The organism is Chryseobacterium sp. G0162, assembly GCF_003815715.1.
GTDB lineage: Bacteria > Bacteroidota > Bacteroidia > Flavobacteriales > Weeksellaceae > Chryseobacterium.
This window is the reverse complement of sequence record NZ_CP033922.1, coordinates 5,161,602-5,179,025: the sequence shown is the minus strand read 5'-3', so window position 1 is coordinate 5,179,025 and position 17,424 is coordinate 5,161,602. Positions and strand designations below refer to the sequence as shown.

Annotated in this window: 17 protein-coding genes; 5 read left to right on the top strand and 12 right to left on the bottom strand. The window is 34.9% G+C overall.

What is annotated here, in order from left to right:
* Positions 1-51: 51 nt before the first annotated feature.
* Positions 52-609, top strand: coding sequence for a vancomycin high temperature exclusion protein (locus tag EG344_RS23245; protein WP_378170560.1), 558 nt, complete (start codon positions 52-54; stop codon positions 607-609).
* On the opposite strand, the gene EG344_RS23240 is transcribed toward EG344_RS23245, so the two are convergent.
* Positions 606-3,209: a BamA/TamA family outer membrane protein gene (locus tag EG344_RS23240; RefSeq protein WP_123911648.1), complete on the bottom strand. Its 2,604-nt coding sequence runs from the start codon at positions 3,207-3,209 to the stop codon at positions 606-608. The two genes, EG344_RS23245 and EG344_RS23240, sit on opposite strands and share 4 nt — an antisense overlap.
* On the opposite strand from EG344_RS23240, the gene EG344_RS23235 reads away from it, so the two are divergent.
* The gene (locus EG344_RS23235; RefSeq protein ID WP_123911647.1) at positions 3,195-3,920 is read left to right on the top strand and encodes a TrmH family RNA methyltransferase; all 726 of its coding nucleotides are present in this window, start codon (positions 3,195-3,197) and stop codon (positions 3,918-3,920) included. The two genes, EG344_RS23240 and EG344_RS23235, sit on opposite strands and share 15 nt — an antisense overlap.
* A gap of 102 nt (positions 3,921-4,022) precedes the next feature.
* Here EG344_RS23235 and EG344_RS23230 read toward each other — a convergent pair whose 3' ends face one another.
* The 5 genes from EG344_RS23230 to porQ form a co-directional block, all read right to left on the bottom strand.
* Entirely contained in the window at positions 4,023-4,520 is a 498-nt protein-coding gene (locus EG344_RS23230) for a phosphoribosyl-ATP pyrophosphatase (protein ID WP_123911646.1), read from the bottom strand.
* A gap of 3 nt (positions 4,521-4,523) precedes the next feature.
* Positions 4,524-4,832, bottom strand: a complete 309-nt coding sequence (locus EG344_RS23225; RefSeq protein WP_047496002.1) for a phage holin family protein — start codon at positions 4,830-4,832, stop codon at positions 4,524-4,526.
* Positions 4,833-4,912: 80 nt separating this feature from the next.
* Entirely contained in the window at positions 4,913-5,263 is a 351-nt protein-coding gene (locus EG344_RS23220; RefSeq protein ID WP_123911645.1) for a YtxH domain-containing protein, read from the bottom strand.
* A gap of 95 nt (positions 5,264-5,358) precedes the next feature.
* Entirely contained in the window at positions 5,359-6,033 is a 675-nt protein-coding gene (cmk, locus tag EG344_RS23215) for a (d)CMP kinase (protein WP_123911644.1), read from the bottom strand.
* Positions 6,034-6,106: 73 nt separating this feature from the next.
* Positions 6,107-7,099, bottom strand: a complete 993-nt coding sequence (gene porQ / locus EG344_RS23210; RefSeq protein ID WP_123855715.1) for a type IX secretion system protein PorQ — start codon at positions 7,097-7,099, stop codon at positions 6,107-6,109.
* A 167-nt stretch (positions 7,100-7,266) separates the two neighbouring features.
* On the opposite strand from porQ, the gene pyrH reads away from it, so the two are divergent.
* The 3 genes from pyrH (at position 7,267) to EG344_RS23195 (ending at position 9,894) form a co-directional block, all read left to right on the top strand.
* Positions 7,267-7,974, top strand: coding sequence for a UMP kinase (gene pyrH / locus EG344_RS23205; RefSeq protein ID WP_123911643.1), 708 nt, complete (start codon positions 7,267-7,269; stop codon positions 7,972-7,974).
* Between the two features lie 129 nt (positions 7,975-8,103).
* Positions 8,104-8,658 (top strand): ribosome recycling factor, encoded by a 555-nt coding sequence (gene frr / locus EG344_RS23200; protein ID WP_123911642.1) that lies wholly within the window; start codon positions 8,104-8,106, stop codon positions 8,656-8,658.
* Between the two features lie 174 nt (positions 8,659-8,832).
* A complete protein-coding gene (locus tag EG344_RS23195) occupies positions 8,833-9,894 on the top strand; it encodes a 3-oxoacyl-ACP synthase III family protein (RefSeq protein ID WP_123911883.1) in 1,062 nt (353 codons plus the stop codon).
* 69 nt (positions 9,895-9,963) lie between these two features.
* Here EG344_RS23195 and EG344_RS23190 read toward each other — a convergent pair whose 3' ends face one another.
* From EG344_RS23190 to EG344_RS23165, 6 genes are all read right to left on the bottom strand, one after another.
* Positions 9,964-10,758: a hypothetical protein gene (locus EG344_RS23190; protein ID WP_123911641.1), complete on the bottom strand. Its 795-nt coding sequence runs from the start codon at positions 10,756-10,758 to the stop codon at positions 9,964-9,966.
* 138 nt (positions 10,759-10,896) lie between these two features.
* On the bottom strand, positions 10,897-12,354 hold the full coding sequence (locus EG344_RS23185) for an LptF/LptG family permease (RefSeq protein ID WP_123911640.1): 1,458 nt from the start codon (positions 12,352-12,354) through the stop codon (positions 10,897-10,899).
* A gap of 108 nt (positions 12,355-12,462) precedes the next feature.
* Positions 12,463-13,110, bottom strand: a complete 648-nt coding sequence (locus EG344_RS23180; RefSeq protein ID WP_123911639.1) for a LolA family protein — start codon at positions 13,108-13,110, stop codon at positions 12,463-12,465.
* Between the two features lie 110 nt (positions 13,111-13,220).
* Entirely contained in the window at positions 13,221-13,703 is a 483-nt protein-coding gene (locus EG344_RS23175) for a hypothetical protein (protein WP_123911638.1), read from the bottom strand.
* Positions 13,704-13,744: 41 nt separating this feature from the next.
* Positions 13,745-14,206, bottom strand: coding sequence for a hypothetical protein (locus EG344_RS23170; RefSeq protein WP_123911637.1), 462 nt, complete (start codon positions 14,204-14,206; stop codon positions 13,745-13,747).
* A 96-nt stretch (positions 14,207-14,302) separates the two neighbouring features.
* The gene (locus EG344_RS23165; protein WP_123911636.1) at positions 14,303-16,909 is read right to left on the bottom strand and encodes an FtsK/SpoIIIE family DNA translocase; all 2,607 of its coding nucleotides are present in this window, start codon (positions 16,907-16,909) and stop codon (positions 14,303-14,305) included.
* Between the last annotated feature and the right edge of the window lie 515 nt (positions 16,910-17,424).

Genomic DNA, 17,424 nt, shown 5'->3' with positions numbered 1-17,424 from the left:
ATCAGGAACATATTTAACTTAGGATTTATATCATTGGAATTAGGAATTTTAATGATATGTTTCTGTAATGTGTGGGTTTTTGGACTCACGAATGGCCGTACCTATACCAAAATTTCAAAAATTCCGCCAAGGGAAGTGGCTCTGGTGCTTGGAACTTCTCCAAAGATGAGATCAGGCCTTTCTAATCCTTATTTTACCAAGAGAATGGATGCCGTTGCCCTTCTTTACCATCATGGAAAGATCAAGAAAATTATTGTAAGTGGAGAGAAGAGTAAAGGTTACAATGAACCTGCTGCAATGAAAAACTATCTGATCTATCAGGAAGGTGTTCCGGAGGATATTATTGTTGAAGATCCTAAAGGGTTTAATACCTACAAAAGTATTCTTCGTTGTAAAGATGTTTATAAGAAGAAAAATGTCATTATTGTTTCTCAAGGATATCATAACCTTCGTGCTTTATTTTTTGCAAGAAATAATGATATGAATGCACTGGGGTTTGATGCACAGGATGTCACGAAACCTGAAAGTTTCTACAGAAATCAGGCGAGGGAAATCCTCGCCCGTGTTATTGCTGTAGTGTATTTTATTTTGGGAGTTTCTCCGGATTAGAAAGGATATCCGAAAGCAAAGTTAATTGTTGGCTTGAAAGGCTGTAGTGTTTTGAATCTCCATCGGTCTCCTTCAGGTTTATTCGGATCAAAGATTTTATAAGCAAAATCTAATCTCAGGGTAATATATGCCACATTTATTCTTAGCCCAAATCCACTACCAACACCCATTTGACTTAAGAATTTATTAAATCTGAACTGATCCTGATGGGCATCATTATGATTACGAAGACTCCATGTATTTCCTATATCTGTAAACAGGGCTCCCTCATACATATTATTAAATGGAATTCTGTACTCAATATTGGTCGTCAGTTTTACATCATTGGTCATGTAAGCACGTACCCTCTCATCTACCTGAGAATCAGCAGGACCTAGTCCTCCAAAGGCCACCCAGGCTCTGATATCATTGGAACCACCGTTAAAATAAGACTTAATAATAGGCATGTCATCTGAGTTTCCATAAGGAATACCCACTCCGATAAACTGACGGAGAACTAAGGTTTGATTGCCGTTGAATTTAAAATATTTCCTTGTATCAATATCAAATTTTACAAATTGAGCATAAGGGATTCCAAAGATTGTTTTTTGCGGTGCTGAAACAACACCTCCATCATTACTTTTCTTATTGAACAGACTTAAAATATTACCAGCAAGTTCAACTTTTCCATTAAAGTAAAATGCATTTGGATAATCCTTCTTTCCAATTTCATTATAAACAAAATTATAGATCATAGAAGAAATAAAGACATCCTGGGTTTGTCTTTCTTTATTGATAAGACTTCCTCTGAATGTTGTCAGTAAATCTAAGCCTTGTGGATTAAGAGTAGCTCGGTAGCTATCATCATTAATGATTTTCTGAGATACGTCATCTTTTGTAGTTTTTCCGGATTGTATATCTGCTTCAAGATCAATCCCGTAATGAGCAGAATAGTTAGCAACTATTTCTTTTCTGACCACTTCATCGTTAACGAAGTAATCATAATAAGCATTTTTATTTTTCGTTAAACTGATCTGAGTATTAAATAACGTCAGTTTATGGTATACTTGTTCATTGACGGTTGCCTGATAGTTTAATCCGGTATTAAAGTTAACTCTTCCCAATCCAATATTATTCTGTATGGATGCTCCCAATAGAATAGATGAAGTAGGAGTATATCTTTTAGGGATAAATTTATAATAATTAAAAGGCAGTAACAATCTTGGGAAGTTTAGAGATGCCTGAGCTGATATTTCATAGGCTAATACTCTTTTATCAGTATTCTCCGTACTTGCAATAGACCCAAATGTGCCTGAAAGACTTGTAGAAAGGTTTTCTGCTCCTTTAAAAAGATTTCGGGTAGTAAGGTCTACAGAAGGAGAGATTCCAAGATTCAGGATCTGGGAATAATTAAGATCCGTTCCTACTTTCAGTTCATACTTAGGAAGCGGCTTCAATATATATAAGACATCTACAATACTGTCATTAGGGGAAGTAACGCCCCCGCGTCTTAGAGAGTCTCTTGCTTTTACGATGCTAAAATTGTTCATCGTTAAAAGGTTTCTCTTGGTTACGTCCAGTTTTTGTTGATCGTATGTCTGCTTGCTGTCTACAATGATGGTTCTCCATAATGAAGATGTCTTATATTTATCATTCATTTTATGGAATCTTATCCTTCTTAAACTGTCTTTTACTGTATTTTTAGGATAATCACTAGCTTCATCTACGATGGCAACATCAATATTTCCAAAAGTAGCTTTCTTATAAGGACGGTCTAAAGAATCTTTATGAATTTCCAAAGTAAGAGGAACCTGCTTTTTGCTTTTTAAAGAGTCAGCAACGAAATAGACCTCGTCATTGGTACTGTTGAACTTATAATATCCATATTCTCTCATTAAGTCAGTAATCCTTGTTACTTCTTTTTCAAGAACAGTTTGGTCAAGAATCTTACCTGATCTTACAAGCGTTTTATTCAGATGCGTATTGTAAATCTGTTTGATACCCTGGTCCGGAATATTAAAAAAGTAATCTTTAATATAGGTAGGGTCATTGTGTTTGATGAAATAATTGACTGTTGCTTTTTTAGATGCAGAGTCTAAACTATGCTTGTATTTCACTTCTGCATCCCAGTACCCTCTGTAGGTCAGCCTTTTTTTGATGGATTCTGCCCCTTTTTCACTTCTGGTCTGATCCAGAATAACAGGTGGAGATCCCCACGTATGCAATAAACGGTCAAAGAAAAGATTTTTCCCGACACTATTTTTCATATTATACTTAATAAATAATGAGTCTCTCAGTTTCTGATCTCTCATTTCACGGGGATACGTCATGTACTCATTAAGGATAGTATCGTATTTTGGATTGGCCATATTGTAAAACATAAGGCCTAAAGGCATAAAAAGAATTTGCTTCTTATTAGGCTTCTGCTGAACATAATCTTTCAGCTCCTCATCAAAAAATTCTTTCTTATCCTCGAATTCAAAATTGTTCTTAGTAAGCAGATAATCACCATCTGGAACCTTTTTTGTGGTACTACAAGCATAAAGGAGACCAACAAATGTTGCAAATGAGATAATTTTATAATATTTTTGAGGAGAATTCTTATAATGCTTACAGCTCATACAATAAAAGTTTTACAATCTTTAGATAAAAAGAAGTTCAGACAAAAATACAATTTGTTTTTGGTTGAAGGTAATAAAATCATTTGTGAACTTTTCAATTCTAACTTTAAAGTTAAAGAAATATTCTCAACCGATCCACAAAAATTGGACCGTACTGATAGCCCTATTACTCATATCTCTGAAAATGAGTTAAAAAAAATCAGTTTTCTTAAAACCCCAAAAGATTCCGTTGCGGTATGTTATCTGCCAGAGGAAGAATCATGGGCAGATAAGAATATACAACTTGTTTTGGATGGTATTCAGGATCCGGGAAATTTGGGTACCATTATCCGATTGGCAGACTGGTTCGGAATAGAACAGATCATTTGTAGTGAAGATACCGTAGATTTTTACAATCCAAAGGTGATCCAGGCAACAATGGGATCTTTTACAAGAGTAAATATCGTTTATACAAACCTTGTTGAATATCTTTCTAAAACCGAAAATGTAAATATCGGAACGGATATGGATGGAGAAAACATCTATACCTTCGAGAAGCCTGAAAAAATAAATCTGATTCTTGGAAATGAAGGAAATGGTATGAGACCGGAAACAGAAAAATTACTGCAAAAATGCATCAGCATTCCAAGGTTTGGAAAATCCCAGTCTACAGAAAGCCTGAATGTATCAATGGCAGCCGGGATTATTTTAGGACAGCTATTTTCTAAATAGATTTTAGACTTCAGATATCAGATTTCAGACATTATCCGCGTGGGAAAATTGATTACCCAATTGATAGATCTGAAATCTGATATCTAAAACCTATAAAAGTTTCTATATCAATTGTTCCATGCTGGAAACACTTTTATTTTTCTGGTATTCTTCCAGTTTTTTTCTGACAAACTTCAAAGCAATAGGAGCAAGGTAAATTAAAGCAGCTCCTACCAACTTATTCTTCCAGTTAGAACTTTTCATGTTCTTCTTGGCGTAATTCCCTACAATGGCTGTAACCCCCAGTTTAACAATGCTGTCTGCAATGTTTCCTTTGAAAGCAGAACTTGCAAGTCCTACAGCGGTATTCTTACTGATCAGAAGATCTTTTACTTCAGAAGTAAGCTGCTTGGCAATGACATCCTTTCTCAAAACAACTTTTTCATCACCGTCTTCGTCTACTTTTTCCTGGAGATACTGATCGCTGAGACCGTTGGTGAATGCACTAAGACTTTCTTTTGTATTTTTAAAAGTAAGAAGATTTTCAAGATCATTAATTTCACCTTGGAGCAGTTTTTTCTTTCTTCTTAGTTCTTCTATGCTTTCGTATTTTCTGCCCATAGTTTAATGATTTAAAAATTTAATAACCTGATCTGCAACGGTATTCACAATTTTGTTTTTAAATGCAATGACAAAAGCCATTACCAAAGCATAAAATGCTGCAACGATTAAGAATCCGTATGAATAATTATCCAATGCTTTCCCAATAAGAAAAGCAATTCCGAAGTTGAAAAGGATAATAAAAAAAGCAAAAGCAACAAGCAGTACTACAAAGTAGGTAATGAGCCCGGCAGAAAGAGAAGACTTTTCAGTAGCTTCAATTTTCAGAAGGTCTATTCTCTTCGAGGCATATTCTTTAATAGTTTCTATCATTGTTTTTTTTTAAAGTTACAAAAAAAGGAACTTTCGCACAAAAGTTCCTTTCTGTAATTTACTTAAAAAAGATAAATTACTTATGATTTAAGATCATTCAGTTCCGCTTCTACATCCTTTACTACGTCTGCAGTTTTAGAAACAATCTGATCTTTGTATTTGTCATACCCGTCTTTCATAGTATGTGCTACGTTGCTAGCTGTTTCTTTAAAAGTAGAAGAAATATTGCCATACTGGTCTTTCACTTTTTCAGAAACCTCTCCGTACTTGTTTTTAGCCTGATCTTTTAAATCATTCGCTTTAGTCTTGATTTTTTTTCTGGTTTCTTTTCCTTCTTCTGGTGCATATAACATCCCTAAGATTACACCTGCTGCAGCACCTGCAAGAAGTCCCGCCAATATACCTGCTGTATTTTTTCCGTTTTTAGACATTTTAAGTTTTTTAATAGTTAATAATAGATTAGTTTTTACACTAATAAAACTTACAATTTGTATACCAAAGGAGGCTTTCTGCCTATTAAAAATTGTTAAATCTTTTCGATGTAAGAAAGAATCAGTTCTATGGTTTCTTCTTTAGTAAGCTCAGAATTATCAATTACCGTAGCGTCGTCAGCCTGCTTCAATGGGGCAATTTCACGCTCGCTATCGATTTTGTCTCTTTCAATCAGGTTTTGCTTTACCTGCTCTTTATCAGCTTGAATTCCCAGTCCTTTTAATTCGAGAAATCTTCTGTTGGTTCTTTCATCTATACTGGCAGTAAGAAAGAATTTATAGTCCGCATTTGGCAGAACTACTGTCCCAATGTCACGTCCGTCCATGATGACTCCTCCTTTTTCTGCTATAGAACGCTGAGACTGTAATAAATAATCTCTTACTTCTTTTTGTTTGGCTACAAGACTTACATTATCAGAAACTTCATTGGTACGGATTTCCTTAGAAATATCTACATTATTAAGATAAATAACAAGTGTTCCGTCATTGTTTTTAAATTCAAGGTGAATCTGATCTAAGGATGAAAATAAAGTTTTCAGATCAATGCCACCTTCTTCATTCAGACAATGTTGCAGAGCAAACCAGGTAACTCCTCTGTAAAGCGCTCCTGTATCCATATGAATAAGTCCTAGCTTATCAGCAATGATTTTGGAGATAGAACTTTTTCCGGTAGACGAGTACCCATCGATAGCTATTACAGGTTTTTTCATACTGCAAATTTCTAGATTTTTTTTAGAAAATCAAGAACTAATAAGAAATTTTAAGAGGTATTTAAGAGTTTTTCTATTCTCCTCTATGGCTGGAAAGATCCATGGAAATACCTATCTGATTGACGTTAGATGAGTTATGGTATCTTATGTGGGCATAATCTATACGGAATTTTGAAACTTTAATTCCAAATCCGCCAGAAAGTCCTGAAAAGTTTCTCTGATCTGCCACAGCAAGTTCATTTCCTCTTTTTACATTATATCCCAATCTGATATTAAAGTTTTTTTCGGGAAATAATTCTGCTCCTAAAGAGAAGTGATCGGCAATTTTTCTGCCTGCATTCACTTTCTGCCCATCCTTATTATATTCTGATGAAATATTAAACTCTTGAAGGTCGTGTGCAGTAATGGTAATGGCAAGAGGAAAGTTTTTCAATATTCTTGTATATCCTATATCCACTCGGAACGGAAGATTTTCACGGGTTCCATTGAATGATTTCAGTTGGAAACCGAAGTTTCTTAATACAAGAGACAGAACTTCTTTGTTCTTTTTATTATGATATGTAATTCCGGCAGTTCCTGAGATTGCGGAAGAGGTATAGTTGTCTATTTTTGAGGTAACGAAATTTAATCCTCCACCAATGGTCCAGTCTTCTTCAAACTGGTAAGCATATCCGGCACCAATAGCTACATCAGAAGCCTTATATTCTCCGTCCTGAAAACCACTTTCATCAGTTCTCGGGATACTTCCGTAGCTCATATACCTTGCATTGATAGTGGCCATGTGGCCATTTTCAAAGTCTTTGGCATACGCAATGGTTCCGTATTTGGAGTCGGCAAGATAAGCGGTAGCGTTTACAGAAAGCTGCTTGTCTGAATCTTTATTTAACAGGGCCGGGTTTGCAATAGCAAAGGAAACATCATAATCTCTTATCGAAATTGCATCTCCACCCAAGGCTGCCTGTCTTGCAGATACAGGTACATTTAAGAACGGATACACATTTGTTCCTGTTTGCGCATAAGAAACAATTCCTGATAGAAATAATGAAAAAATGATAATTTTCTTCAACTCAATTTATAATTAATGCAAAAATAATCCTTTTTCGTACTTTTCAAAATATTTCTTACATTATTTCTAATTAAATATTTTTCTTTTATCAATATTTTTAATGATTATATTTGCAAAATCAAATTTTGGAGAAACAACTCTATTAAAAAGTTTATTAAAAATAAAAGATGAAATATAAAAGAATCCTTCTAAAACTTAGCGGTGAGGCCTTAATGGGGAACAGACAATACGGTATTGACAACGAAAGACTGCAGGAATATGCTGCCGAGATTAAAAAAGTAGTTGAAAAAGGCTGTGAAGTAGCGATCGTCATTGGAGGAGGAAATATTTTCCGTGGTGTAGCTGGAGCTGCAAAAGGAATGGACAGAGTACAGGGAGACTACATGGGAATGTTAGCTACTGTAATCAATGGTATGGCATTACAAGGGGCATTGGAGGATGCTGGAATCAAGACAAGACTTCAGTCTGCGATCGAAATGGATAAAGTTGCCGAGCCTTTCATCAAAAGAAGAGCCGTAAGACACCTTGAAAAAGGGAGAGTAGTGATCTTCGGTGCAGGTACAGGAAATCCTTACTTTACAACAGATACAGCGGCAACATTGAGAGCAATTGAAATTGGCGCAGATGTAATTCTTAAAGGAACAAGAGTAGACGGGATTTATGACAGTGATCCTGAAAAGAATGCTGATGCTGTAAAATATAATTCCTTATCTTTCGATGAAGTATTTGAGAAAAACCTTAAGGTAATGGATATGACTGCCTTTACTTTGAGTCACGAAAATAAATTGCCTATTATTGTATTCGATATGAATAAAGATGGGAATTTAGTAAGAATCGTGGATGGAGAAAATGTAGGTACCCTGGTTGATTTGTAATCAGGTGATCGGGATAGGTAGCAGATAATAACTAAAGAGTTTACTATCACTCATTGTTTATTATTAATTACTCATCATTTTACTCATCATTTATCACTAATGTGCAATTTATCAAACTTTAATATAATAATGGAAGAATTAGATTTAATATTAGAATCTGTAAAACAGGACATGGACGCAGCGGTAAAACACCTTGACCACGCATTTCAAAGAATCAGAGCAGGACGTGCTTCTACAGCAATGGTTCAGGATGTAATGGTTGAATACTATGGAGCACCTACTCCTATTAACCAGGTTGCCAATGTTTCCGTTCCAGATGCAATGACCATTTCTATTCAACCTTGGGACAGAACAGCGATCAACGCTATTGAAAAAGCTATTATCAATTCAAACTTAGGTTTTGCACCTTCTAACAATGGAGAAAACATTATTCTTAATGTACCGCCTCTAACAGAGGAAAGAAGAAGAGAATTGGCAAAACAGGCTAAAAGCGAAACTGAGCAGACAAAAATCGTTGTAAGAAATGCAAGACAGGAAGGTTTGAAAGAACTTAAAAAGCTAGATGGTGTTTCTGAAGATGTTGTGAAAGGGGTGGAAGAAGAAATCCAGACTTACACAGATAAGTACACAAAGCTTTGCGATGAGCATCTTAAGACAAAAGAAGCTGAAATTATGAAAGTATAATTTTCAGTTTTGAAAATAATGAAAGAGGATTCCAAACCGGAATCCTCTTTTTTTATTAAAATATTTACAAATTAATTAGAATTATCTAGATGTTATAATATATTGATAAGTATTATCGTTATATTTATCGAATTATTCCTGAAGTACTATAAAAACAGGATGAATAACATAAAGATGATGACCAGAATTATTGGAGTGGGGAATTATATCCCGTCAGAAACAATTACCAATTTATTTTTTGACAAGCATATTTTCCTCAATGAGGATGGAGCTTTATTAAAAGACAATAATGCCTCAATAACAGAGAAATTAAAAAAAATTACAGGCATTGAAGAAAGAAGATATGCCAAAAGTACACAAGTCACTTCAGATTTAGGACTTAAAGCAGCTCAGGCGGCTATAGAAAATGCAGGAATAGATCCTGAAACACTGGATTATATTATATTCGCTCACAATTTTGGAGATGTGCGTTTTGGTACTGTGCAGTCTGATACAGTTCCGAGTCTTGCTGCCCGGGTGAAGCATTTATTGGGGATACGGAACAACTTCTGTGTTGCATATGATGTTTTGTTTGGGTGTCCGGGTTGGATTGAAGGAGTAATACAAGCCAATGCCTTTATCAAAGCAGGTATTGCCAAGCGTTGTTTGGTGATTGGAGCTGAGACGCTCTCCCGTGTGGCGGATATTCACGACAGAGACAGTATGATCTATGCTGACGGTGCAGGAGCAGCTGTTTTGGAAGCTAATATGGATGATGAGTCTGGAATAAAATCTCATTTGTCTGCATCTTTTACCTTCACAGAAAAGGACTATTTATATTTTGGTAAATCTTATAACAATGAGAAATGTCCGGATACCAAATATATTAAAATGGATGGAAGAAAAATTTACGAATTTGCCCTTCTGCATGTTCCTGAAGCTATGAAAAAATGCCTGGATAATAGTGGATATTCAATTCATGAATTAAATAAAATTATTATTCATCAGGCTAATGAAAAAATGGATGAAGCCATTGTTAACAGGTTTTATCAATTGTATAATACTCCAACCCCGAAACACATCATGCCAATGGTAATTCATAAACTTGGCAATAGCAGTGTTGCAACTATTCCATCCTTACTTGCCATGATTTTAAAAGGTGAATTAGAAGATCATGAGATTAAAAAGAATGATGTTGTTTTGTTTGCTTCAGTAGGAGCGGGGATGAATATTAATGCTTTTGTCTATCAATTTTAATCATTTATAAATAATGTTTTAACAAAAAAGAGGCCCCAAATTTGGAGCCTCTTTATTGTATTCAATAATTTATTTACAGTTTTCGTTGTAATCTATAATGACTTCTTCTACAATTTCCGGAATGTTTGACATTACATCGTCAATCTGACTTTTGATTAATCTGCCGAGACCGGATCTCTTCTTTTCATCATTCTTCAGGGAAGCATAAGCACCGCTGGTAACCTTGCCTTTAGCATAGCTGCAGTCTGCAATAATTATTTTTGCTTTAGCCAGGGTGAGTTCTTCAATTTTACCTCCTTTCTTGCTATAAATATACGAAGGCATTTCTCTCATTCTCTTGGTTTCAGCTTCAGCAACAGCAATCTGACTTCCGGCTGAAAAGGTAGTAGGATAACCGTATAGCTTATATACTTTGATTTTTCCGTCTGTTACAATTTCAGCAAACTGTGTGCTTTTTGTAAGGTTGTTGAAGGCTTTGAGGTTACCACTTAAACCTCCCGTTGCCGTATTAAACCCTTCTTTAGTATTGGTATATTTGATATTTTCGAAGTGTCTTTCGATATTGTTATTATCAATGGCGACATATTCTTTGATGTCATCAGTATCCAGTGTTTTGAACTTCTGTTTCTTTTTAGATTTATCAATATCAGATACAGCAACAAATTTTACTTTTTTCTGATTATCCCAGGGAGACATAGCATCTCCGTTTAATCTTACAATTCCTTCTATTTTTTTGCCACTTTTGTCGATGATATACCCATATCTTTCATCACCTCTTAATTCATAATCTGTATTGTTGTCCTCCTGTGCGTAAGCATTAAAAGAAACCAGTGCAAACAGGCTTAAAGCCAGTACTTTTTTCATATAGTTATAGTTTTATTTTTTTGCAAATATAGCTTTTTTTACTATAGTTTAGGGGTAGGAAACTGGAAGAGGGAGGTAATTGTGGTTTAATCTTTTAAAAAACAAAAAGGCCCGGATTTTCCGGACCTTTTTTTGAAATTATTGATATCTCTTATGTTCTTTACTTTTTGAGAATCTTTTCGTAATCGGTTTGAATAATGCTTTGTATTTTTCTGCATCAAACAATTGTGAATCTGTAAGTGCTTTGAAAGTCATCCACACTCCAAACGGAAGAAGAATGAAATTGGGAAGCCACGCCGCTAAATAAGGGTTCATTTTACCACTCCAGGACATATTTTCCACCCCAACATTGATCACATAGAAAATGATGAAGATAACAATCGCTATAATTACCGGAAGTCCCATTCCCCCTTTTCTGATGATAGAACCTAAACTTGCTCCAATCAGGAAGAAAATAAGACAGGTTACCGAGTAAGAGATGTATCTCTGCTGGTAAATAACAACCTTACTGAAATATTTTACATTCGTACTAAATTCATTCTTTTTAGCTTCCAGTGTTGATTTCAGATTGTCAAGTCTATTGTAGGAACTATAGATCATCTCAAGCTTTTTATCACTCTTTACGGTATCCAGTTTTATTTGTGCTTTTGGAGCTACCTTAGGTTTATTGGCCTGATCCATATAAGCAATTACGTTATTGGTTTGGTTTAAAACATCCGTTCCAATGTTTTTAAAGAACACTGCATTTTCCTTTTTACTAATGGCAACGGTTTTATTAAGCTCGCTATAAGTTTGAAAACGGTAGTCATCTGTAATTTGCTCTTTTTCGATAGCTTTGTTGATAAGCTCACTAATGTCGAAATGATTCACGAGTGTGTCGAATTTAATTGCCTGGTCAGGTTGTTTTTTTCTTACATCTTCTCCCTTTCCTGCAAAGTTATCTTCAAATACGTATCCGTTATAAAGGATCAGCTTTAGAAAGTTTTTGTTGGTTGCCGGAACAAATTTTCCTTTTTCAGCCACAACAGACTGTTGGTTTTCGTAAGTATTGGCTTTTTTATGAACAAAAACGCCTTCAATATTTTCTCCGTTTTCACCATAGATCTTATCAAACTTCACCATGTATCCCGGGATCTGGTCAATAAACTGTCCGGGAGTAAAGTTGATGGCCGGTTTTGTTTGAGCAATGTTAAAAAGCATATTCTTTGCCTTCCTCTGGAAATCCGGAATGATATTGTTGGAAAAGAAAAACAACATGATGGCAAGAACCGTGGTAATTCCTAATAGAGGAGCCATTACTCGGGTAAGAGGTATTCCTGCTGCTTTCATAGCTGCAAGTTCATAGCGTTCTCCAAATTCTCCGAATGACATGATACTCGCCAGAAGAATAGTGAGGGGGAGAACCATACTGATAACGTTCACCCCAAGGTAAAAAAGAAGTTTAAGGATCTGCCAGTAGCTTAATCCTTTTCCCATAAACTGCCCTAATTGAACCCAGATAATGTTTACAATGAAAATGAAAAACAATACGCTGAATATAAAGAAAAACGGTCCAAAGAAGGTTTTTATGATATATCTGTCTAGTATTTTTAACATGCGCCAAAATTAATCAAAAAGCCGCAAACTTGCGGCTTTTATATTTTGTTATTTTTTTTCAGAAGTGAAATAATCAAAAAGTGAATTTACTTTTTTGATTATCAACTTTTAAAGTTCTGTAATGACATAGTTTTTGAACTTATTTTTGTCAAAAACGAACATATTAGGATCCAGATCCTGATTCTCTTTGTATTCTTTGATCGCAATCACTGCAACATCTTTGTTGTTTCCGTGTTGCTCAAGTTTTACCATTTGTTTTTTTGCAGAGTCTACAAAAAGATATACAAATTGAATTCCGTTGGCTTTTACCGGAGTAAGCTTAATGAAATCTGTGTTTACTCCATTTACTGTTTTCTTACCGTTATAAGTTACGTTGTATTCGTTTCTGTAGTTCGTAAGATAGTTGATAGGGGAGAACATAGCACTGCTTCCGTTAGGTTTTGCAATAGTGACTTCCATATCATCAGCGTTGATATTGTAGATTTTATTTCCATCGAAGATCTGTTCTGTATCCATGATCTTCAACTTGTATTTATCTCCCGCAGTATAGTAAATACCGGGCTCTGTTTTATTAACCTGCCCGTTCAATCCGCTTCCAAAAGAAAATTTGAAGTAAGAATTCTTTTTAGAATTGTAATTGGCTGTAATGTCATCCAATATCTTTTTAGCTTTTGCATCTATTTTCTGAGCATTCGCCATACCTACTGCACCTACCACAAAACTTCCCAATATAACTTTTGAAATAATATTCTTCATTTTTCTTATTTAATAATCTTTAGATAATTTTAAACTTTCAAGGGTAAAGTAATAACGCTTTTTCCTTGTATTTATGCTATTCTTCCAAAAACTGTTCCAAAAAATACTTCTTATTTTTGATACTCAAGTAAAAAATTATGAATTGAATTTTTTAAAGCTTTTTTCAGATTTTTTCTCTCGGACCCTCCACCCATATTTTTAAAGCTTCCGGTACTCATATAATTCTGGTTATTGACATTAAAGTTTACTTTTGTTGTCAGTTCTGCACTAAATAGTTTGAACTCCCATGTAATATCCAGTATTTTTGAATCTATCTGATCTGCACTGGAATCATTACCATTAATTAAGTTGATTTTGGTTTCTTTCGCCATTTCAGATACAGCCTCTTCGAATGTCTTTTTTACATCAGGCTGAATAAACATACCTGCATGAGGCCCTTCTACATTAAAGTTCTCAACACTGGATGTATTATAAGTAAAAACTAATGTTTTCTCTTTAAAATACTCCTTGTTAAGGGTATTGGAAGCAGAACTCTGAGCAGACAGGCATACTACAGCTGAAGTAAAGAACAGCCCAAATAATAATTTTCTCATGTAAAGTTTTATGGTTAATTTAATATGTATTGTGTTGCAAATTATCTGGTCTCAGGCCTTTCAACATACCTTTCAAAGTTTTCAGGGAGAATATTGGTTACAGTTAATTTATTAGAAGTAATGGTAGGTTCAATTTTAATAACTTTAGTGTTTGGATTGATTTCAACCGGATGTTTACTTCTCATATTTACCATATCTATGTGAAGAGCAGTGAACTCATGTTTTCCATTCTCTAAATCAACAATAACATATTCTTTTGGTCTGATCTGCCCCAGAGATTTACCATCAAGTACAATGTTTAATCTTGCCGTATTATCCATTTTGTGGAGAGCACCTGCTCCATTATAAATAAGTACTTTGCCGTTTCCGAGGGTATTATTGTCAATGACTTCCATTTTTACAGAAGTATATTCGCTGGGAACGGATCGTAAAGCGCATGAAGATAGTGTAAGGGTAGAGGCAAAAAGACCCAATTTGATAGATTGTTTTATTGTAATTTTCATGATCATAGTTTGAACGAATATTATATAATATTTCCCGGGCAATATTGTTTAAAAATACCCGGGATTATTTTGTAGAAGAATACTTTTTATGATTGATTAGTTTCTTAGATCTTCAAGGAATTGCTCCAAAGAATGAAGGTCACTAATAATAACTTCTCTTGCTTTCGCTCCATTAAATCCACCTACAATACCACTTGCTTCCAGCTGATCCATGATTCTTCCGGCTCTGTTGTATCCTAGTTTCAATTGTCTTTGAAGCATTGAAGTAGATCCCTGTTGTGTAGAAACAATGATTCTTGCCGCTTCTTCAAATAAAGCATCCTTTTCATTAGGATCAAAAGAACCTACAGCAGAACTGTTGGCATCTTCTGAAACATATTCCGGTAGAAGGAATGCAGATGAATATCCTTTTTGTTCACCAATATATTCTGCAAGTCTTTCCACTTCGGGAGTATCTACAAAGGCACACTGAAGTCTTAAAATTTCATTACCATTGAAGTACAGCATGTCTCCTTTACCAATCAACTGGTCTGCTCCGGGAGAGTCGAGGATTGTTCTTGAATCGACACTTGAGATTACTCTAAAGGCAGCTCTTGCCGGGAAGTTAGCTTTAATCATACCTGTAATTACATTTACAGAGGGTCTTTGGGTAGCAACAATAAGGTGAATTCCCACGGCTCTTGCCAGCTGTGCCAATCGGGCAATCGGTAATTCTACCTCTTTTCCGGCAGTCATGATTAAGTCTGCAAATTCGTCTACTACCAATACGATATAAGGAAGGAAACGATGACCGTTTTCAGGGTTTAATTTTCTTTCTGCGAACTTTTTATTGTATTCTTTCAGGTTTTTACAGAACGCATTTTTAAGAAGGTCATATCTTGTATCCATTTCAATACACAGAGAGTTCAGGGTATTGATTACTTTATTGGTATCTGTGATGATAGCTTCTTCCGCATCCGGTAATTTCGCTAAATAATGTCTTTCAATTTTTGAATATAGAGAAAGCTCTACTTTCTTAGGGTCAACCATTACGAATTTCAGTTCGCTTGGGTGTTTCTTGTAGAGTAGGGAAGTAAGAATAGCATTAATTCCGACAGATTTACCTTGTCCTGTTGCTCCCGCCATCAATAAGTGAGGCATTTTGGAAAGGTCAGCCATGAAAATCTCATTGGAAATCGTTTTTCCGAAAACCACCGGAAGATCCATGTCTGTATTCTGGAATTTATGAGATGCAATGACAGAACGCATCGAAACCATTGTTGGGTTTTTTCTCGGTACTTCAATACCGATTGTTCCTTTTCCTGGCATTGGAGCAATGATTCTGATTCCCAATGCGGAAAGGTTCAATGCAATATCGTCCTGTAACTTTTTAATCGCTGCAACACGAATTCCTGCTTCCGGAACAATTTCGTATAGCGTAACTGTTGGACCGATCGTTGCTTTGATCTCGGCAATTCCTACGTTGAAGTTCTTCAGAAGTCCAACGATTTTGTTTTTATTTTCTTCTAATTCTTCTTTGTTAATGGAAATTTCTTCGTTACCATAGTCTTTTAACAACTCAACAGGTGGCATCTGGAAATTAGCCAGATCTAATGTATGGTCATATAAGCCATGCTTATCTACCAGTTCCTGGGATTTTTTATCGGAATCATCCAAAACATCAATTACTGGTGCTACTTCTACATTAAATTTAATGTTTTCCTGTGTAGAGGCTGGTGATACAGGAACTACAGGTGCCGGAGCGGTAACAGGAGCAGAAGGCCTGATGTCAAAAGCTTCCTCCGGGCTTGAAACCGGAACTGTTGGTTTTGCAGAAAGGTTTAAACTGACAGGTTGAGAAGCCTCCTGAGGCTCATTGTCAAATGATGTATGATTAGGAGTAGATATTGTATCAATAGTATTTGTGGCAGAAACTTCCGGGAATCCCTTTGGAATATTTACCGGTTCCGGTTCCTTACCCTTATTGATTGAATTATTAGATGTAGAATTGGTAATATCACTTACCGTAACATTAGGTGTTGTATGTTCTTCGATTTCTATTTCGTCCGTTTCTTCTTTTAATTCTTCATCAGCTTCAAAATCTTCATCAGAGTCAGGCATCATTGATTTTACTTTTCCAATGGTGTTCTCGTTGATCTTGTTTAGTTTTGCTTTAATAGAACTTGGGCGAAGATTAAATTCAAGAATAAAATACAAAAGGATACTTGCAGCCAATACAGTCCATAATCCTACAGATCCGATAATAGCATTTAAGTAATCCATAATCTGGTATCCGTAAACACCTCCCAGAACTCCTTGTCCTTTGGTAAGTGCTCCCATAAAAATAGGAAGCCAGCAAATGAAAAACAGGGAATGACCAATTGTTTTCCATGGCTTGAAAGTTTTCTTTTTAAGGATCAATGTTCCAACAACAAGAAATAAAAAGGCTATAATAAATGAGGCTATACCAATACTTTCAAATATGAAAATGTTTCCAAACCAATCTCCGGCCTTACCGAAAATATTTGATGATTTTATACTTTTGTCCAGCATAGTTCCTGCCTGGCTTTGATCAGATTTCCAGTTCATTAAATAGGAAATGAATGATAAAGCGAGAACAGCGGAGAACAGTATAAAAGTAAGCCCGAAAAATATGCGTGGCTTAGATAAAATCCTGCCTTTTTCAGGCGATTCAGTCGGTTTTTTTTGTGTCTTTTTATCCATAAATATCAATGTGGCAAATTTAATATTTTTTCAATACTAAAAAGAATCTTTTTCTTCAAAAAACATTTTGTAATGCTCACTTTTTACTACAATTATTTAAAGCTGATTAAAAAATATTTTGTGTTATAAATATTGGCTGAAATAAAAATAAGGTTATTTTTTTTGTTTATCCAAATACAGAGCTGTTAAATTATATTAATTGATCGGTATTTCTTTTAGAATGTTTCAAAAACATACTTGAATTTAAATTTAAAATATATAAAAAATATTAATTATTTCAATCAAATTACCTTTCTTAAATTGAAAAAAATATTTCATATATTTGTGATCTGGTTGAAATTAATAAGTTTTTTATGTTGTATGCTTTACCATCTTAATAGATAGTATACATAAGGAAAAAAAACTGTATAAATTTTACTTTTTAATCAACTTCCATATTCCATCCTTCTTAGTGAATTGGTGATTCTTTACTTGATTTGCTGATTTGAAAATAGATACAAACATTAAAAATAGAT